Raw genomic sequence first — 20,694 nt, forward strand, 5'->3', positions numbered from 1 at the left:
GTAGTGGGGATTGCCGTGTTATGAAGAAAGAAAAACCTTACTAGTCGCTGCGTAAGCTTTTCACCGGGTTCATCAGAGCGGCTTTTATGCTCTGGAAACTCACCGTCAGCAGGGCAATTCCCACCGCCAGCAGACCCGCCAGGGCAAATATCCACCACTCAATGTCAACTTTGTAGGTAAACTCCTGAAGCCATTTATTTATGGCGTACCAGGCGATGGGTGAGGCAATGACGATAGCGAACAAAACTGGTCTGAGGAAGTCTTTGGAGAGAAGTGAGACAATGCTTGTAACAGATGCCCCCAGTACCTTGCGAACGCCAATCTCCTTTTGTCGTTGCTCGGCGGCAAAAGCACTCAGTCCAAAAAGGCCCAGGCAGGCAATCAAAATTGCTACGGTAGAAAATGCCATAAAGAGTTGCTCAATTCGCTGCTCGGCGCGATACATTGCGTCAAAGTCTTCACTTAAAAAGGAGTAGTCAAAAGGCCGCCCCGGAGCGATCTGCTTCCAGTTTTTTTCAATAAAAGCGAGTGCCGAGGAGACATTAGTGGTATTCAGCCGAAATGAAACGGCATCTAAAGAATACGTTTCGACAGTGCTACCCAACATGGCTGCATCCACGACCAGCCCAACCGGTTCGATGGTGGTGCGTAGTGATTCGTAATGGAAATCCTTCACCACGCCAATAACTGTCAGTTGCTCCCCGCCGGTCTTATGAATAATCTTTCCGACTGGGTTTACGTAGCCAAATCGTTTGGCCGCACTTTCATTAATAATTACGGCTTGATTATCCGCAACACGTCCTTCTGTAAAATTTCTGCCCTTCAGAAGCTGCATACCCAGCGTGGCTATATAATCCGGATCGACCTTCCATTCCTGCATGCCCACAGACTGTTTTTGGTCGGTTTCGTTTTCCGGATACCACATGTCATTGCTCCGGTTGGACGTAACAGGCAGATATCCGCTTACCGTACCCGTTTTTATGGCTGGACTGCGCAGCACTTCATTCTTAAAGGCGATTACTTGCTGTTTGGTCGATTGAGATGTATTGACCACTACCACCTGTTCTTTGTTAAATCCTAGTTTCTTCGTCTGGATATACTGCATCTGCTGATTAATGAGCAGCGTGCCAATGATAAGTAGCACAGACAGGGCAAACTGAAAAACTACTAAGTAACTGCGCAAGCTTTGGCGTCCGGGCATTACCCATACTTTGCCTGTTAAGGCTGTGATTGGTTTGAAAGAAGAGAGGTATAAGGCGGGGTACAAACCAGCAATGACACCTACACATGCTGACCCGAACACCAAATAGAGTATAAATGATGGGCTTATTACCTGACTGATCGATAGGTTTTTAAGGGCAAGTGTATTGAAGGCAGGCAATAGCAAATAGACCAAGCCCAGGCCAACTACTAAGGCCAGAAAAGTAGTTAATAGTGACTCCGATAGAAACTGTAAGACGAGTTCCGCTCTGGTAGAACCGGCTACTTTTCGGACGCCCACTTCCCGCGCGCGTTTGGCTGATCGGGCCGTTGTCAGGTTGATAAAATTAAAAACGGCAATTAGCAAAATGAATAAAGCAATGAGTAAGAAAAGGTACACATACTTGATGCTGTTGGTAGGCGTCAACTCGCCCTGCCGGTCAGAATACAAATGAATATCCGTTAGGGACATCAGGGAGTAATTGAAATAATTACCCGCTTTCCTCGTCTCAGCCAGCGTGGTATTAAAGAATTGACGTAGTGCCGGATCGACGTAAGTTTGAAGGATGCGTTCAAATTTAGCCTCGACCAATCGGGGGTCAGCGTCTGGCCTGAGCAAGACATAGGTATTGAAAATATGGTTGCCCCACTTATTGACTTTAGCGTCTTTGGTTCCGTGCAGAGGCAGGAAGAAGTCAGCCTGAAAATGCGACTGTGCTGGAATATCCTTGATGACTGCTGTAACTTGTCTGACATCATTATCATCAAAGATCAGTACCCGGTTCAACGCGTCGATTGTGCCGAAATACTTTTTAGCAGTACTTTCTGTAATGACGACAGACTGCGGTTCGACCAGTGCCCTTCTGGGGTTTCCTGCCAGCATAGGCAACGTAAACACATCAAAGACAGTCGAGTCTGCATAAAGAACTTTTTGCTCACGAATGCTCGTCTGATCACTTTTTACCAAATGGCTACCATATTTTCCTAACCGGGTAGCCTCCTCTACCTCAGGAAATTCTCGCTTCATCGTTTGGCCCATTGGAGTAGGGGACGTTGCCGCCTTTACGCCCCTGAGCGAAAAGCTGATGTCGCTGTTGATTCGGTAAATCCGACTGGCCTTTTCATTATAGCGGTCGTAACTTAACTCATCTGCTACGTAAAGAATACTTAACAGGCTCACTGCCAGACCAAGAGCCAGACCAAAAATTGTCAGCGCCGAGTAGCCTTTACTTTGAGTTAAATTCCGAGAGGCTATTTTTACATAATTTCGTATCATAATCGGGCCTAGAAAAGATGGTGATAAATACTCACTGGATTTTGGTTTGCTGACGAACGGCCATCCCGGTGGAGGTTTGACAAATCCCAACACATCCCACCAGTATCGCCAGCGTGCTCGACGCTCACCTATGCGCCCGACCTGGTAAGCGAACTCCTCGTGCAGATCGCCCAGGGTTTCTTCTAGCCGATGTGGGGGGCAGACAAATTTGAGCAGTTGGTCGGCCCGGCGAGGTGGTTGGGGATTCATACCTTACTCGCTTCGGAGCGATTTGACTGGATTCATTAGCGCAGCTTTTATGCTTTGGAAACTCACCGTCAGTAGGGCGATTCCTACGGCCAGCAGACCTGCAAGAGCAAATACCCACGGGCTAATTTCAATTCTGTAGGCAAAACCCTTTAGCCAATGGCTTATGGCATACCAGGCGATTGGTGTAGCGACCACAATCCCAATCAACACCAGCTTTAGAAAATCTGTGGAGAGCAACCTTACAATACTAATCACCGACGCGCCAAGGACTTTACGCACCCCAATTTCTTTAGTACGTTGCTCAGCGATAAAGGTGGCCAAACCGAAAAGCCCCAGACAGGCAATGAATAAAGCAAAAATCGTAAATGTCCCAAAGAGAGTAGCTAACCGAGCTTCCGACTTGTAAATGTTGTTGAACGTCTGATCCAGGAAATAGTACTCGAACGGTTTTTCTGCATTTAACCGTTGATACGTTTTCTCAATGCGGTCAACCGTCTGCGGCAGATCAGCACCGGGCTGAATGCGAATGTATAAACTGCCTCCGTTTGCCGCCATTGCGCTGGCGGTGTCTTTGGCGACAAACACCGCCAATGGCTCGTTAGAATCGTTGATATCTGTAAAGTAGAAATTACGCATAATGCCCACGACCTCGCTCTTCTCGTTACCAAATGCTAATTTCTGCCCTAATGGCTGGCCGCCAAACCCCAGTTTACGCACGGCTATTTCATTAAGGACAACTGTGTTGGGAGCGGCCAATTGCGTTGGGTCGGGTTTGCTTTTCCAGGGTATTTGCAGCGTTTCGGCAAATTGATCATCTACCGACAGCACATGAATACTAATATCTTTTTTAGTTGTTGGCGATTGGGTAAAGTAAATGGTTCCGCCCTCTTTATAGAGAACCGACGAGGCAGCGGCTACCCGTTCCACTCCCGGCACCTGCCGTAAGTCGTGCTTGAAAACGCTGTATTGTTTCGCCAGCGACGCATCGACCGGCACCACCAAAACCCGATCTTTATACAAGCCTAACTTTCGGTTTTGCAAGTGCTGCACCTGCTGGTAAATCAGCACACTACACCCAATCAGACCAATGGACACGGCAAACTGCACTATCGTGAAAACGCGCCGTACTTTTGTGCCTCCGTTGCCAGGAGACAGGGAGCCTTTCAGTACATCGACTGGACTAAATGATGACAACAGCAAAGCCGGGTAACTGCCCGAAAGCAAAACGCAGGTAATCAATAAGCCCAATGCTGCCAGCCCAAACATAGGGCTATAGATAAAAGACGGATCGATCTCGAGTTGCAACACTTGATAAAAAGAAGGCCGTAATACCTGAACTAACCCGAGTGCCAAGCCAAAGGATAGCCCCGTAATGAGGATAGATTCGCCGTAAAACTGCCCCGCCAGTTCATGCCGGGCCGCTCCCATAACTTTTCGAACACCCACTTCTCGGGCACGCTGGGTAGCGCGGGCAGTGGTCAGACTCATATAATTGATTAAAGCCAGTAACAGCGTTAGAGCGGCAATACCTAGAAAAATAGTGATGTACCGCGAAGTGGTCGTATCGCCAAAATTCATGCCCAGGTGTACGCTCGTTAGTGGGTCAATCACATATTTTGTGCCTTCCACTTTCGCGCCCGATGTTTTTATCAACGTTGGCAGCGTACGGAGAATACTGGCTGTGTCGGCTGACGAACGAAGCAGGAAAAACGTTTGGAAATTACCATTTTGTACATACTGGCTGTTTAAAGCCACATCGTCGTCTTTTATAAAGCCTTCCCGGAGACGCTCTACCGCCGGATGACTCTTGAGTGAGGCTACAAAATCGAACTGCACGGTTGAGTTCGACGGTGGGTTTTTTAGCACGCCTGTCACTTCAAACTGAAGCTTATTATTGAACATAACCGTTTTGCCGATGGGGTCTTCCCGTCCGAAATAACGTTCGGCGGTGCGCTCGGTTAATAAAACTGTCATGGGCCGTGTCAAAGCCGTTTTAGCTGATCCTTCCACAAGTGGAAAGGAGAAAATCGTTAGAAACGATGGGTCAGCCATGATAAAGTTATTCTCAAAATACTTCCGGTCGGGGCTGGTTTTAATCACAACCCGACCCTGTGGCGTTCCAATACGGACAACATCAAGTACACCCGCATTCGCTTCCTGAATAGCTGGCCCGAATCGTGCCGACATCCGTTCCAACTGAATCTCCTGCTCACCAAACCGCATGTTGGCATAAACCCGAAAAATGCGGTCGGCATTGGTGTGAAAGTGATCGTAGGTTCGTTCGTGAACCACAAACAACAAAATCAGTAGGCTAACGGCAATGCCGAGGGCTAATCCACCGATATTAATGAGGCTGTAAAGCTTACTCCGCCAAAGGTTCCGCCAAGCGATTTTAAAATAGTTTTGGAGCATATCAGGGCTGAAAAAGTAAGGTGAAAAATAATCACTTGAGTTACCGTGTTTGCGTCTTGTGGCGAACGGCCATCCCGGTGGGGGTTTGACAAAGTCCAACACATCCCACCAGTATCGCCAGCGCGCCCGACGCTCACCCATGCGTCCGACCTGGTAAGCAAACTCCTCATGCAGATCGCCTTGCACTTCTTCCAGTCGGTGGGGGGCACAAACGAATTTGAGTAGTTGATCGGCCCAGCGGGGTGGTTGGCAATTCATACCCTATTCCGATCGTAGTGATTTGACCGGGTTCATTAAGGCGGCTTTAATGCTTTGGAAACTTATTGTCAACAGCGCAATGGCAACTGCTAGACTACCTGCCAGAACAAACATCCACCACTCAATGTCAATCTTGTACGCAAAGCCGTTCAACCACTTACTCATGGCCCACCACGCCACCGGCGACGCAAGAAGAATACCGATTGCCACTGGTTTTAGGAAGTCTTGCGAGAGTAACCCAACGATATTGCCCACCGATGCGCCCAGCACCTTGCGGACCCCGATTTCTTTGGTTCGTTGTTCAGCGGTGAACGTTGCCAACCCAAACAGACCTAAGCACGAAATGAAGATGGCCAGAAAGGCAAAGTAATTGGCTAGTTTACTGACAACCTGCTCGCTTTGGTATTGTCGGGCGTATTCCTGATCGGTGAAATAATACGTAAAGGGAAATTTAGGATTCAATTTTTTGCAAATGATCTCTAATTGCGCAAGGGTTTCGGTTGTTTTACCCGCTTCGATACGAACGATTGCATTACCTCCATGTCGTCTGGAATTTGTGTTTAGGTATGCAATCAGGGGTCTTATTGATGTGTGCAAAGATTGAAAATGGAAGTCTTTCAAAACACCAATTATGGCACCTTTATTATTACCCCAGGTTATCGTTTTGCCGATTGGATCTTTATAGCCAATTACTTTAAGCGCAGCTTCATTGATGAGAAAACCAGTAGAGTCTGTGGGGAAATCTTTGGCGAAATCCCGGCCTTCCACGACGTTTAAATTCATGGTTTTTACAAAATCGTATCCTACACCAACAGGCGTAAATCTGACTTTGTCAGTTGGATCGCTACCCGGCCAACTTATTCCCTCAGTACCCGACCCATTTGAGGCTGGTGATTCGGTCATTTGCGATACCTGTTTTACACTTAAAATCTGCGAAATCTCCTCTTTCAGAACGTCGTAATTTTTCGACAAATCACCTTCTAACGGAAAGTAAATGAGATTCTCTCGGTCGTACCCTAAGTTTTTAGTCTGCACATATTCAACTTGTCGGTAAATGATAATCATACCGACAATCAAAATAATAGACAATGAAAATTGAAATACGACCAACCCCTGCCGAAGCCACGTAGATTTTGTGTCAAATTTCAATGCTCCCTTCAGTACGCGAATGGGGTTCAGTGAGGATAGGAAGAATGCCGGATAACTCCCTGCCAGTAAACCGGTAAATACCGTTAATCCACCTAGTATTCCCCAAAACGAAAGGTCATTGATTGGTAGTGCTATTTGTTTGCCGGTGAGACTATTAAAAGAAGGTAATAGCAACCCAACAAATAGGACGGACAGCATGACGGAGAAAACAGTCAATAACATAGCTTCTCCCAAAAACTGACCGACTAATACCGCACGGATTGCTCCAACAACCTTCCGAACTCCCACTTCCTTCGCTCTTTTTGCCGAACGGGCAGTTGCCAAGTTCATAAAATTGATGCAGGCAATCAGCAGAATAAAAACGGCGACCAGACTGAATAGTCGCAAATACTCAATGCGTCCGCCATCTATCTGTGCATTTTTAAAATTGCTATTCAGATAATATTCGTGAAAAGGTTGCATGGCCAATTCCGTATGAAAAGGCTTGTTCGCATCTTTATTAAATTTGTCCATAAAATGCTTGATTTTGGCTTCTACCTTCTCAGGATTTGCATCAGGGCGAATCATAAAAAAAGTGAGCGGGTCAGTGCTTTCCCACCCTTTGGCCCAGGGATTGTCTTCTAAATAGCCATCCCAATTTTGTAAACAGTCAAACGTTAATGTGCTACTCTTGGGTACATTTTCAAAGACTGCTGTTACCAATAGATCCTTGCGGTTGTCGAACCGAATTGGTTTACCAATAGCCGCTTCGGGGCTGCCAAAAAACACCTCGGCCATGCTTCGGGAAATAGCCAGACTATTGCGGTCTTTTAAAGCCGCTTCGGCGGTACCCTGCAAAAGTTTGTAGCTGAACATTTTGAAGAAATCAGCCCCCGCCGTGTTTGTCTGCTGTTTATTTACCTTATTTCCTACCGAAAAAGTTTGACTACTGGCCCAGGAAAAAGCCGTTGATAATTGAATCTCGGGAATCGACTTTTTTAATTCGGCAGCCAGCGGACCGGGCGTCCAAATCACTCCTTGTACTTTTCCGCTGAAATACTCGCGCATATAAATGCGATACAATTGTTGCTTGTTAGCGTGAAAAGCATCTACACTACGCTCGTCTTGCACCCATAGCATAATCAGTAAGCTACAGGCCATTCCCAGCGCAAGCCCGAGCATATTTACTACCGAGAATGTCTTGTTCTTAACCAGGTTTCTAAAGGCAATTTTGGTGTAGTTTCGTATCATAACAGGACTTAATAAAAAAGTGGTCCGGCATTCCGGTGATGAATAGTCAATTGTCGATTTTGGTTTAATGGCAAACGGCCATCCCGGTGGGGTTTTGACAAATCCCAACACATCCCACCAGTATCGCCAGCGCGCCCGACGCTCGCCAATACGCCCGACCTGATAGGCAAACTCCTCGTGCATATCGCCCAGAGTTTCTTCCCGTCGGTGGGGTGCACAAACGAGTTTCAGCAAGCGGTCGGCCCAGCGAGGTGGTTGGGATGTCATTCTTGTCATTCGCTCCGTAAGCTTTTGATGGGGTTCATCAGGGCGGCTTTAATGCTTTGAAAACTGACCGTCAGCAGAGCAATAGTCAACGCTAGTAGACCGGCTATGGCGAACATCCACCATTTGATGTCAATGCGGTAGGCAAAATCCTGCAACCAATGGTTCATGGACCACCAGGCTATCGGTACGGCAATGACAATGGCGATTAAAACGAGTTTGATAAAGTCTTTGGCCAGTAGTTGAATGATGCCGGTTATACTGGCACCCAATACTTTCCGAACGCCAATTTCGCGGGTACGTACTTGAGCCGTATACGCCGCCAATCCGAATAAGCCCAGGCAGGAAATGAGGATGGCAATGACCGCAAAAACAGTAAACAGAAATCCCGTCTGCTGCTCTGATTGATAGAGATCATTGAACGTATCATCCAGAAAGGCATAGCTAAATGGGAAATCCGCGTTGTACTGTTTCCAGGAACGTTGGGACGCAGCAATGGCCTGTTCGGCGTCTTTACCCGTTGTTTTTACGTAAATCGCACCCATGTTGTTGGGATCATACAGGAAAATAGCGGGCTCAATCTTCTGTTTCATAGAGGCAAAGTGGAAATCTTTAACCACGCCAATAATGGTACCATTGCGATTCCATAATCTAAACTGCTTCCCAATCGGGTCTTTAATCCGCGCTGCTTTTATAGCGGTTTCATTCAGAATAAAATGCAGTGAGTCGGCTACGGCACCGGTAAAATTGGCTCCCTGCTGCAACTGCATTTTGAAGAAAGGGATAAAGTCCTTGTCGATTGTCACCGGACGCATCATCATTGTCTCGCCGGTTTCTTTTCCTTCCCAGGCATTATCGCCGGTCTGATTGCCAAGCTGTACTATATTAGAATTGGCCCGAGTAATGGCCGATATGCCGGGCTGATTGAGCAAGTCCGCTTTGATCGCATCATAATGAGTTTTCATGTCCCGCATATCGAAAGCGAACACATGGGTTTTATCGTAGCCTAGCTCCTTGGAACGGATATATTGTAGTTGATTACTAATAATAAATGTACCGGCGATCAGAATTACCGAAACGGCAAACTGAATCACTACCAGGACTTTACGAAAGGAGGCTTCGCTGATACGGCCCGAAACTTTGCCTTTTAGTGCTTTAAGTGGCTCAAGCGAAGAGAGTAATACAGCGGGGTAGATGCTTGACGCAGCCAATGTCCCGGCAATTGTTAAACCAATAACCTGCCAGATGTGGTAGTCTGTGAAATCCAGAGCGAGTTCTTTACCTGAAAGCTGATTGTAGACGGGCAATAAACCATACATCAATCCAATAGCCAATACCGCAGCCAACGAAAAAAGTAGCGTCGTTTCAATCAGAAACTGCAAGAATAGTTGCGTTTTTGCCGCCCCAACAATTTTACGCATACTTATCTCTTTGGAGCGGAGCAGCGACCGGGCGGTTGAAAGATTTACATAGTTAATGCAGGCAATTACTAAGATCAGAAGCGCAATAATGACAAACATCCTGACCGTTTCAATGCCACCATCGGTGCCGTCGGCTTTGTACAGGTGCATGTCTGGTAACGCCTGCAACAGGTAAGTAAGGTCTACATCGTCGGGCTTATTGCGGAGGTGAATATTCCGCAGTTTAACGGCTAGATTGCTTATAGACACGCCCGGTTGAAGCAATAGATAGGTGTTGTAACTAAACTGTCTGAAATCATTATCCATGTTTCTGCCATCCTTTCTTCCTTCATACATGGTTTTAAACAAGAGAGATATCGGCAGAAACAGGTCACCCTGGATACTTGAATTTTTCGGCAAATCCCGAACAATACCACTTACTGTAAAATAGACATTATCATTTGCCGCCAATACTTTACCCAGCGGGTTTTCGTCACCAAAATAGCGTTTGGCCGTAGTTTCTGTAAGAACAATTGAGTGGTTATCGAGAAACGGTTTGGCCGGATTTCCCTGAGTAAGGTTAAAATCAAATACCGAAAATAGGGTTGGGTCAGTAAATGAAGAATTTACTTCATTGAAAAGCTTATCCTTGTACTTAAACAGGGTGTATACGTCATTATGCGTTAAACGAACGGCATCTTTCACCTCAGGCACTTCTCGCTTGGCGAAACTGGCTATCGGCGCTACAGTAGCTGTCCAAATTTGCCGACTGGTTCCGGTGCCTGCCCAATTTTCGAGCCGATAAATAGACGCTGCTTGTCGGTGAAAGCGATCAAATCCTACTTCATCCTGTACCCAGAGCAGGATCAAGATTCCAACGGCCAACCCAACAGTTAGACCTGTAATATTGATCAGCGAATAAAATCTGTTCTTCAATAAATTGCGCCAGGCGGTTCTAAAATAGTTACGTAACATAGCAAGACTGAATAAAGATGTTGTCGAATACGGATAATAACTGGTATGCCGGAGCGTACTACCTGTCGATTTTGGTTTGCTGGCAAACGGCCATCCCGGTGGGGGTTTAACAAAGCCCAGCACTTCCCATCCATAGCGCCAGCGCGCCCGTCGTGCTCCAATCCGCCCAACCTGGTAATTGAACTCCTCATGCATATCGCCCAGGATTTCCTCCAGCCGGTGCGTATCCAAAACCCAGGACAAGAGCCGGTCGGCCCAGCGGGGCGGGGCTTTCATAAACTGGTTACTGGTTTAAAGGGATTCAACAAGCGGCTCCATAAACTGACGCGCACCTCCTGAGTCTCCTGCAATGTCCGGCGACCGTATGCTGTAACGGTAAAGAGTCGTTTCCGACGGCCACCCCGTTCGGCGGTAGGTTCGCCCATTTGCGACTTGAGCATACCCTTTTCCTCTAACCGTTGTAAAGCCGCATGAATCTGGTTCAATCGCACCGACCGACCCGTTTGTTCAATAATTTCGTGGGTGATGGCTACGCCGTATGCGCCAGTTTCCAGTATGGCAACGGTTAGTAGCACAATCTCTTCAAACTCGCCTAAGTAGGTCCGTTTCATAGGGTTGAATTAGTTCTATTTTTGCTGATCAAATGCCTTGCCAATGTAAAAAAAGTGCCTATGCGGGTAATAAAGGTAGTTTTGCTTCCTTGTGCAGATGATAGTTGTCCGAATATGGACATCTCAACGTCCTGAACCGGACGTTCTTTGGATAGGGTTAAAGCTGATTGCTAAGACCTCTTTATCCGTAAATGTTAAATAAACCGGGTAAAGCGGCTTCTGCCCTTCCTTTTGTCCAGAACCATATCCTTCACTTTTCTATGAACTACGTAACAAAATCCCTGCTTTGCGGGCTGCTACTTTCGGTAAGTGCCGTTTCGTTACTGGCTCAGAAAGGGCCTGAGGATAAAGCCGGTTGGAAACTAGGGGCGCAGTCCTATTCGTTCCGGTTGTTTCCGTTTGCCGACGCATTGCGCAAGATTGATAGTTGTGGACTAAAATACGTAGAAGCGTTTCCGGGTCAGACAATTGGCGGGGGAGTGGCCGGAAAGATGGATTTCAGTATGGACGCCACTACCAGGCAGGCGGTCAAAAAGTTGATCAAAGATCGGGGGCTTACACTGGTTGCTTATGGTGTCGTTAATCCTAAAACCGATGACGACTGGAAAGCCTTGTTTGAGTTTGCGAAAGACATGAATATTCTGAATATCAACTCAGAGCCTACCCTTGAGCAAATGCCGTTGGTTCGTAAATTGGCCGATCAGTATAAGATAAATGTGGCATTGCATAATCATCCAAAACCATCTCGGTACTGGCATCCCGATACTGTGTTGGCGGCAATTGGCGGCAGCAAATATATAGGTTCCTGCTCCGATATTGGGCACTGGGTACGTTCGGGACTTGATCCGGTCGAGTGCCTGAAAAAGCTGAACGGCCACGTGTTGGGTATGCACTTCAAGGATGTGAAAAAAGATACGCCCGACCGGGACGCCGGAGCGGGAAAATATCATGATGTTGTCTGGGGAACGGGCGATTGCAAAATCGAAGCCGTTGTTGCTGAACTAAAACGTCAGCATTTTAAAGGGCCAATCTCAGCAGAATACGAATATCACTGGGAAAACAACGGACCCGAAATTGCTGAAAGCGTTAAAAACTTCCGCGAGATTTATAATCGTGTGAAAGTGCAGTAGTATAGAGACCACACCGACGTGTCGGTATGGTCTTTATTTTTATTCAGAACGCAAACTATTCACAGGGTTGATCAAAGCCGCTTTCACGCTTTGAAAGCCAACCGTCAGCAAGGCAATACCTACGGCTAAAAACCCAGCCAACGCAAAAATCCACCACTCGACATCAGTTTTATAGGAGAAATCCTGCAACCACTGATTTAGGGTCCACCAGGCAATGGGGGAGGCAATGATCAGCGCGATGATGATCAATAGTAGAAAGTCTTTTGAGAGCAGCGCTACGATACTAGCCACCGATGCGCCCAATACTTTCCGAACACCAATTTCTTTCGTACGCTGTTCAGCCGTGAATGTTGCCAGCCCAAACAGCCCCATGCACGAAATCAGAATAGCGATGGTCGTTGCCGTATTGACAAGCTGGCCTGTTTTCTGCTCTTTTTCATAAAGCTTGGCAATAGAGTCATCCAGAAACTCATAATCAAACTTATTGTCTGGATACACTGCTTTCCACTGCTGCTCAATGTTCGCCAATGTCGTTGTCAAATCGCTTATTTGGCCCCCTCTGGTCACTAGTTTTACACCAATGTTTTTTGACTGCCGGGGCATATAACCGATAAAAGATGAACTGATTTTTTCGTGAAATGACTGCTCATGAAAGTCGGCTACAACCCCCACAATCGGATACTGTTTACCCTGCATCTCAACAAACTGATTTATTGCTTCGGTTGGCTTTTTGAAGCCCAGGGCTTTGGCATAGGTGGCATTGATCACCAGTTCCCGGAGGGAGTCACTCTTTACATAATTTCGACCCGCCAGCAACCGGAGCTGATAAAGCGGAATGAAATTCTCATCGCCCACTTTTGCTGACACATCCATTTCTACTTCTTTCTTGCCCTTATATTTCAGTTTGGTCATCATGTAGCTTGTGCCCATTGGCGGAAACCATTGCATTGTGACCCGTTCAACGCCTGATAACTGCTTAATTTTTTGTGCTAATACGAGGCTTTTGTCGTCGCGCAGCGTATGAACTTCTATAATGGCGTCGGTCGAAAAGCCTAAATCTTTATTGCGCATAAAATTGAGTTGCCGACCAACCATAAGTGTTCCAATAATAAACACCAGCGACACCGCGAACTGGAAAACAATAAGCCCTTTTCGCAAATACCCTTTCTGACTTCCTTTCAACGCACTTTGGCCTTTTAACGTTAATGCTGGTACGTAGGATGACAATATCCATGAGGGATAAAAGCCAGCTAGTAAGGATGTTGTGACTACGACAGTCGCCAGAAAAAGAAGGGTTTGCAGACTAAATAAGTTGAACGTTAACCCCTGGGGAATCAAGCTGTCAAAGATGGAAAGCATTGGCTTGATAAGCACTAAGGCAACCAACACCGAAATAAGGGTTAGTATAGTGGTTTCGCTCAAAAATTGTATAATCAACCCTTTTCTGTTGCTCCCCATTACTTTCCGAATGCCTACTTCCTTCGCTCGCTTCGATGATTGTGCCGTTGCCAGATTAATGAAATTGATGGCCGCAATTAACAGAATAAAACCAGCTATAGCCATCAATCCATATAGGGTTGGTAAATGGGCTTTGCGCGAATAATTATCTTGATAATCTTCATTGAAATGAAGGTCGGCCAGGGGTTGTAAGCCCGGCACAAATTTCAGATCCTTTCGAAAATGCTTAGTGGAAAATTGCTGGAAGGGTATGGCCAACTGAGCTGACGTTACACCTTTTGGTAGTTTGATAAATGCCTGTGATGCCGACCAAATATCATCCCATTGGTCGAGGTCAATTTCCCGTTTTAACTGACTGGCCCGGATTGTGGCAAATGAAATAAAATCGGTAAACGTAAAATCAGTTGGTTGTGTCCAATCTTTCACAATACCCGCCACACTAACCCGAACCGAATCCTGATAAATAACCTCTTTGCCTATGATTTCTGCGAGCGGCAAATTGCCAAAATAAGTACGCGCTTTCTGTTCAGACAGAACCAGTTTAAATGGTTCATTTAAAGCGGTTTTTGGATTGCCAGCTAACCACTGATAGGTAAAAATATCGAAGTACTGTGGGTCAACAACCACAATATCGGCATTGCCGCCTGTACGTCTTCGGCTCTCAAATCGCTTCGGCTTTTGACTGCCGCTCGGTATCAATACGTCTGATTCAATATTGTAAAAGGCGGCTATAGTTTCAAGTCCCGCAATTTCCTTTCGCAAGGCTAATGGAACCGCATTCGGCGCGAAACCTACCGGATGTTTTTCGCCGGTCGGTCCATACTTAGCCTCACCAACCAACCGATAAATCTGCTCACTATCAGGGTGGAATGTATCATAACTGAGTTCGTAATTGGTAATGATGTAGATTACCAGACAAGCCGTTATCCCTAAGGTCAAGCCAAAAAGGTTTATAGCTGAACTGACTTTATGCTTGGTTAAGTTGCGGAAAGCCGTTTTAAGATAGTTATGTAGCATGACAGGGCTGAATAAAGGGGGTGATGAATAGTTGCTGGTTTGACGCTTAATGGCAAATGGACGCAGAAAACTTATTACTTCCCATGCGTATTGCCGCCGGGCCGCCTTTACACCAATCAGCTCTACATGCCGCTCAAATCGCTCATGCAAATCGCCCTGCACTTCCTCCAGCAAGTGCGGAGCGCAGAACCATTCGAGTAGGCGGTCAGTCCAGCGAGGGGGGTAATGGGTCATAGCTGTAGTGCCGTCCGTCCCGGTCGGCGGAGAAAGAAGGTTTAGATAACAGTTACTCCGCGGTTCGGCTGGTACGCCGGTGCGATATCGCTTGACGCTACTACTCAGTCTTTAAACTTTTCACCGGATTGATCATTGCAGCCCGTAATGACTGCCAGCCAACGGTTAGAAAGGCAATAGAAATCGCAATGAAAGCGGTCACTAGAAAGACCCACACGTTCATGTTTATTCGATAAGGATAGTTTTTAAGCCATTCCTGCATGGCATACCAGGCGGCAGGGAAAGCAAAAATGAATGAGATGGAAACCAATTTCAGAAAGTCGGTTGAGAGTAGTTGAACAATGCCCGAAACCGATGCTCCCAACACTTTGCGGATACCAATTTCTTTAGTTCGTCTTTCGGCTGAAAGTGTAGCTAATCCGAAAAGACCAATGCACGAAATGAAGATGGTCAGGATAGCGCCAAATAGCATCATTTGTTTCCACTTCGCTTCCGACTCATACCGTTTGAGGTTTTCCTGATCCATAAATTTATACGAATATGGATTGAGCGGGAAACGTTTTTTAAATATTTTTTCAATATACTGGAGGCTCGCCGTTTCGGTATTGGGTTGAATTTTAATAAAAGCCGTACCGTATGAATTACTTTGTTTCATCGTAAATAATTGCGGCTTTATTGCCTGACTCAACGATTCGAAATGATAGTCTTTCACAACACCGATTACGGTATATTTTTCGTTCCTAAACCAAAAGTCAACGATCTGACCAATGGGATTTTTCCAGTTAGCTTTTTTAACGAATGTTTCATTGACTATAACTGAATGCGAAGAATCAGATGGGAAATTAGTTGAAAAATTGCGTCCTTTTATGATTGGTATTTTGAGGAGTGGTAAATATGTTTCACTAACTGTTTCGTAGGCAAAATCTACCTGTGTTTCACCATTTACTTTAGCGACTGTGCCCCATCCTCCACCATTTTTTGGCGCTACATTAATGATGTTCTGGTTTTTTGCTAACTCTTCCGTTAATAATTTTACTTCACTGCGTTTTAAGTTCGATTTGTCAATGATGACCAGATTTTTATCATCATATCCCAATTGTTTACTGGTCAAATGATTGAATTGCAAATAGATAGTGAGTGACGCAATAATCAGAAAGGATGCCAGCGTGAATTGAAGCACAACCAATGACTTTTGCAGGTAATTCTTACTCGAAAGATTGAATCGGCTATACAATGTTTGAACCGGACTATAACCAGATAAAACAAGGGCGGGATAAAATCCGGCCAGTAGACTCGTTACAATAAAAAGACTAATGTAGCCCGCTACCAGATTAGTATCCAGTAGATAAGAAAGTGAAAGTGCTTTGTTTGACAGCTGATTGAACGCTGGCAATGCCAGTTCCAGTAAGACAATGGCTAGCACGAAAGCGGCAAAACAGAGGATAAATGATTCGCCTAAAAACTGGATGATTAGCTGATTTCTAGCGCCACCGACCACTTTCCGAACACCAATTTCTTTGGCCCGTTTGAGCGATCTCGCTACGGTTAAATTAATAAAATTGATACAGGCAATCAGCAGAATAAATAAAGCAATACCCGATAATATATACGAAAAGGTAGGATTGCTTTCGTCCACAAGTCCGTTGGTGGCCGGTAGTTCTTTACTCAGGTGCATATCAGTAAATGGCTGGAGTACATACGTTGTTCTGCCTGTTATGCCAAACTTTTTAGCCACTAAGACAATACTTTCCTGGGCATCTGCCAAATAAACCTGATTCATTTTAGCCTCTACAGTTTTAAGGTTAGCTTTGGGGTTAAGAACGACGAACGTATTCAGAAAGACGCTGAACCAACTTTCGTTATCTGCCAATTGCTCTTTATCTATTTCTATCGGCATTAGTACATCAAATTTGATGGACGAATTTTGCGGGCAATTCTTCGCAACTCCCGTTATGGTATAAGGCTCAAATTTGTCATCATCTTTAAAGAACATGAGCTTGCCCAGTACGTTTGTTGTTCCAAAGTTTTCCTCAGCTGACTTTTCCGAAATCACAACCGATTTTGGGTTTTGTAAGGCGGTTTTTGGATTGCCGCTCATCAGTGGAAAAGTAAAAACCGAAAAGAAGCTGGCATCGGCAGAATAGACGGTCTGACTCTTTACCTCGGCACCTTGTTTCAGGTCTCTTCGGCTTTGCTGATACCGAACGAAAGACGCTATTTCCGGAACGCCAGCCTGAAACTTTGGGCCCGGTAAAACACCTGTGTTAGACTGTTGGAATTCAACAATACCGGCTGGTGTCAGACTTTTGCTGGTGATCCGGTAAATCGCCGGATTGTTAGCATGAAACCGGTCATAGCTGACTTCATCTTTGGTATAAAGCATAATCAGCATGGCAGCCGCCAAACCAATACTCAAACCAATGATGTTGATGGCCGAATAAGCTTTGTTTCGGGCCAGATTTCTGAAAGCGATTTTGACATAGTTCTGTAACATAGCAGGACTGAATAAGGGAATTGGCGGATACTCGTTCGGTTTGCGTTTCAGGGCAAAGGGCCGTAAAAAACTTAGCACGCTGAGGCTATACTTTTGATTCGCTTTTGTAGCGCCAACTCGGTCTACATCCCGCAGATAGCGCTCGTATAAATCGCCCTGCACTTCCTCCAGCAAGTGTGGCGCGCAGAACCATTCCAGAAGTCGATCAACCCAACGGGGCGGCTTACCAGTTCGATGAGACTTCATAAGCTAATGGCGGGTAGCGATTGTGGTGAAATAGATTCCCAGAGTTGTTCGCGTGTAGCCCGGATATCATGTAGCGCACGGCTGCCCAGTGGCGTGACCGCAAACAAACGTTTACGCCGACCTCCGCGCTCGGCAGTGGCTTCACCCATATGTGATTTGAGCATGCCTTTTTCTTCCAGCCGATGTAAGACCGCATGAACGGCGCTAATACTCACCGAGCGGCCCGTTTGTCGTTCCAGCTCGTCGGTGATAGCAACCCCATAAGCCCCTTCATTCAGGACCGCCACAGTTAGTAAGACGACTTCTTCAAACTCGCCTAAGTACGTTCGTTTCATAACGGAAGGATAAGATTAACTTTTGTAGAACAAATGCTTTGCCAAACTATAAAAAGTGCTTTTGTGACCTGTATTCCCTTAATTTACAAAGTGTGTCTTGTCCGAAATCGTACACGTTTGTCCGAAGCCGAACAATCCCGACAGGAAGCACGTAATACAATGCGCCCATGTTTGTACCTTCGCGGTCCTGTATAATCCTTATATACTGCTCACTGATACTTACCAATATGGCTCTTAAAACGCTGGTCAAAATATCTAACGTTACAAATCTCAGCGATGCCCGCTATTGTGCGGGTATGGGCGTTGATATGCTTGGCTTTTCGATGGATGCTGACTCGCCGGACTACGTTAGCCCCAAAAAATTTGAAGAAATAAGGGCGTGGGTGGCTGGTGTACAAATTGTTGGGGAGACAACTACGACTGACCCTGAGATAATTGAGCAACTTCTCGAAACCTACCAGCCTGACTTATTACAGGTTGACGAAGCGGCTCTGCTTCCCTATCTTGGTACGTATGGTAAACAACTCATTTTACGGGTCAATCTAGCGCAATTAACACTCGACCAGTTCGATACGCTGTTGCAGACGGGCGTATCCAGTGCTGACTATATTTTGCTTGAAAGCAATGGCCCACTTTATCTAGACACTGATCTGAAAACCCTTCTTCAAAAAAAGGCGATCCGGTATCCAATCTTGTTAGGAATTGGCATATCAGCCGAAAACGTTCAGGAGTTATTAGCCAACTTGTCGGTGCGTGGCATTGCCCTGAGTGGCGGCATTGAAGAACAACCTGGCAACAAAGACTTCGGCGAATTGATGGATATACTGGAAGCTATTGAAGAGGATTAGTTACAATCTATAGCTACTAATCGCTCTTAGACCCGTGTGGGGAACTGCAACTGTTGACTGGCCACTACTATGCATTGCCTACTATCATTGAAAACATACATCCATCAATACGCGTGTCCATTCTTCCGATTCTCCTTTTGCTGAACCTGTCTACCTGCTAGGTTTACATCGGTTTTAAACAACGGTCCGGCGTTCCGGAGAAGCCATGAAAAAACGATTGGAGCGTATTGCTAACCAGGCCCAGATTGGGGGCGTGTGCGCTGGTTTAGCCGATTATTTTGACATTGATCGCACGTTAATACGTGTACTTTTTGTCGTTGGAATTTTCCTGCCACATTTTCCAGCCATCATCATTTACATTATCTTGTGGGTTGTATTGCCCCAACGCCATTTCGATGGGTCTATAAGTTCGTCAACAGCTTTTTCTAATCCTTATTTCTCTATGAATCCCTACAATCCCAACAAACCTGCATCACCCGATCGCTCTGTCATTGGCGGGGCCGTGCTGATTTTCCTTGGTGTTCTGTTCCTGATTGATCGCTACTTCGACATTGATTTCGGGGATCTGTGGCCGTTTGTCCTGATTGCTATTGGTTTGTGGCTGATTTTCAGGGATCGGATTAAAACCCCGTTCGACCAAAACCAGAATGATCCCTACAAAAGCGATCCGACTCAAAATACGCCGAATGACCCTAATGGCACCTTATAAGTGACAGAGAATGCAGGCAATAGGGTTTTATGGTAAACACACCTTATTGCCTGCCTCATACAGACAAAAACGATCATGCAACGAAAAAACGGATTATTCTGGGGCATTTTTCTGCTCACACTGGGTGTGCTTTTTCTGGCCCGGCGGGCAGGCTGGTTAGAGGTGGACTGGCATTCACTCGTGAATCTATGGCCACTTTTGCTAATTCTGGCGGGCGTTAATCTGATTCTGGAACGGCGCGGCAATCCAGCGGCTTTTGTCACAACGGTTATGTTGGCCGTGGCTGTACCGACTACATTGTTTGGCTTTCTTGCCCGCGACCGGAACCACGAAGGATTTAATATGCGCTGGAATCATGACGACGATGATAACGATGACAACAATGAAAGCGACTCGGACGATGATAATGGAAATGACGATAACGATAGTGAAGATGACTATCGTTCGGAACGTGAACGCCGGAATGTAGAAGGTACTGAAGCGCACAGCAACACATTTGCTGAAGCGATGGACGTCGAAACGCGTGAGGCTGTATTGAAGTTGTCGGGTGGTGCCGGGCGATTTATTATTAGTGACCCCACTACCGAACTCATCAAAGCTGATACAAAACAGACTGTTGGGACGTATTCAATGTCTGTGGACCGCGACGAGACCACTCATATTCCAACCGTTGAGTTAAAGCCGACGGAAGAAAATCAGCATGTTGATTTGAAAGACGGCAATTTTGAGAACCGTGTAGACGTACACCTAAATGCAACGCCCGTCTGGACAATGGATGTAGCCCTCGGTGCCGGTCAGGGCGATTTGGACTTGAGTGCTTATGCCGTAAAGAGCCTGAAACTCGCTGTTGGTGCGGCTGATCTTGATTTAAAATTGGGTGCTAGATCCGACCAGACCGATGTGAAATTAAATGTCGGTGCAGCTTCGGTTACGGTTCGGGTTCCGAAAGAAATTGGTTGCCGGATCAAGAAAGATGGTGCCCTGAATATAGAGCAGTTGGATGATTTTACCGATGTAGGTGGGGGTGAGTTTGTCAGTCCTGGCTACGATACCGCCAAAAAGAAAATGACTATCCGCTTCGACGGGGGTATATCGCGATTTAAAGTTGTGCGGTACTAACCGTTTAGTTAAACAAAGAATGGGGTGTTTACGTGAAAAGATGATCGTCGTCTTTTCACGTAAACACCCCATTCTTTGTC

The 20,694-nt window shown here is 46.1% G+C and carries 12 protein-coding genes; 4 read left to right on the top strand and 8 right to left on the bottom strand.

Going from position 1 to position 20,694, the window contains the following annotated elements:
- Nucleotides 1-40: 40 nt before the first annotated feature.
- The 5 genes from ACFS25_RS07720 to ACFS25_RS07740 are packed head-to-tail and all read right to left on the bottom strand — an operon-like array spanning nt 41 to nt 11,024.
- Nucleotides 41-2,725, bottom strand: a complete 2,685-nt coding sequence (locus ACFS25_RS07720) for an ABC transporter permease (protein ID WP_381498241.1) — start codon at nt 2,723-2,725, stop codon at nt 41-43.
- A 3-nt stretch (nt 2,726-2,728) separates the two neighbouring features.
- Complete coding sequence (locus ACFS25_RS07725; protein WP_381498245.1) at nt 2,729-5,395, bottom strand: ABC transporter permease; 2,667 nt, start codon at nt 5,393-5,395, stop codon at nt 2,729-2,731.
- A gap of 3 nt (nt 5,396-5,398) precedes the next feature.
- Entirely contained in the window at nt 5,399-8,041 is a 2,643-nt protein-coding gene (locus ACFS25_RS07730) for an ABC transporter permease (protein ID WP_381498248.1), read from the bottom strand.
- 5 nt (nt 8,042-8,046) lie between these two features.
- Nucleotides 8,047-10,689 (bottom strand): ABC transporter permease, encoded by a 2,643-nt coding sequence (locus ACFS25_RS07735; RefSeq protein WP_381498251.1) that lies wholly within the window; start codon nt 10,687-10,689, stop codon nt 8,047-8,049.
- Nucleotides 10,686-11,024 carry a PadR family transcriptional regulator gene (locus ACFS25_RS07740; RefSeq protein ID WP_381498254.1) on the bottom strand — a complete coding sequence of 113 codons (339 nt, stop codon included), beginning with the start codon at nt 11,022-11,024 and terminating at the stop codon, nt 10,686-10,688. The genes ACFS25_RS07735 and ACFS25_RS07740 overlap by 4 nt, the downstream gene beginning before the upstream one ends.
- A 260-nt stretch (nt 11,025-11,284) precedes the next feature.
- Here ACFS25_RS07740 and ACFS25_RS07745 point away from each other — a divergent pair, with 260 nt between their 5' ends.
- Nucleotides 11,285-12,154 carry a sugar phosphate isomerase/epimerase family protein gene (locus ACFS25_RS07745; protein WP_381498257.1) on the top strand — a complete coding sequence of 290 codons (870 nt, stop codon included), beginning with the start codon at nt 11,285-11,287 and terminating at the stop codon, nt 12,152-12,154.
- Between the two features lie 39 nt (nt 12,155-12,193).
- Here the strand turns inward: ACFS25_RS07745 and ACFS25_RS07750 are convergent, their stop codons facing one another.
- From ACFS25_RS07750 to ACFS25_RS07760, 3 genes are all read right to left on the bottom strand, one after another.
- Complete coding sequence (locus tag ACFS25_RS07750; protein WP_381498260.1) at nt 12,194-14,863, bottom strand: permease prefix domain 2-containing transporter; 2,670 nt, start codon at nt 14,861-14,863, stop codon at nt 12,194-12,196.
- 100 nt (nt 14,864-14,963) lie between these two features.
- Nucleotides 14,964-17,603, bottom strand: a complete 2,640-nt coding sequence (locus ACFS25_RS07755; RefSeq protein WP_381498263.1) for an ABC transporter permease — start codon at nt 17,601-17,603, stop codon at nt 14,964-14,966.
- Nucleotides 17,600-17,938, bottom strand: a complete 339-nt coding sequence (locus ACFS25_RS07760) for a PadR family transcriptional regulator (RefSeq protein ID WP_381498265.1) — start codon at nt 17,936-17,938, stop codon at nt 17,600-17,602. Before ACFS25_RS07760 ends, ACFS25_RS07755 begins: the two co-directional genes overlap by 4 nt.
- A gap of 227 nt (nt 17,939-18,165) precedes the next feature.
- Here ACFS25_RS07760 and ACFS25_RS07765 point away from each other — a divergent pair, with 227 nt between their 5' ends.
- The 3 genes from ACFS25_RS07765 (at nt 18,166) to ACFS25_RS07775 (ending at nt 20,614) form a co-directional block, all read left to right on the top strand.
- A complete protein-coding gene (locus tag ACFS25_RS07765) occupies nt 18,166-18,786 on the top strand; it encodes a phosphoribosylanthranilate isomerase (RefSeq protein WP_381498268.1) in 621 nt (206 codons plus the stop codon).
- Nucleotides 18,787-18,991: 205 nt separating this feature from the next.
- Complete coding sequence (locus ACFS25_RS07770) at nt 18,992-19,495, top strand: PspC domain-containing protein (protein ID WP_381498271.1); 504 nt, start codon at nt 18,992-18,994, stop codon at nt 19,493-19,495.
- A 75-nt stretch (nt 19,496-19,570) separates the two neighbouring features.
- Nucleotides 19,571-20,614: a LiaI-LiaF-like domain-containing protein gene (locus ACFS25_RS07775; protein ID WP_381498273.1), complete on the top strand. Its 1,044-nt coding sequence runs from the start codon at nt 19,571-19,573 to the stop codon at nt 20,612-20,614.
- Nucleotides 20,615-20,694: the final 80 nt, after the last annotated feature.

The sequence above is a fragment of the Spirosoma flavum genome (assembly GCF_042686045.1).
Taxonomy (GTDB): Bacteria; Bacteroidota; Bacteroidia; order Cytophagales; family Spirosomataceae; genus Spirosoma; species Spirosoma flavum.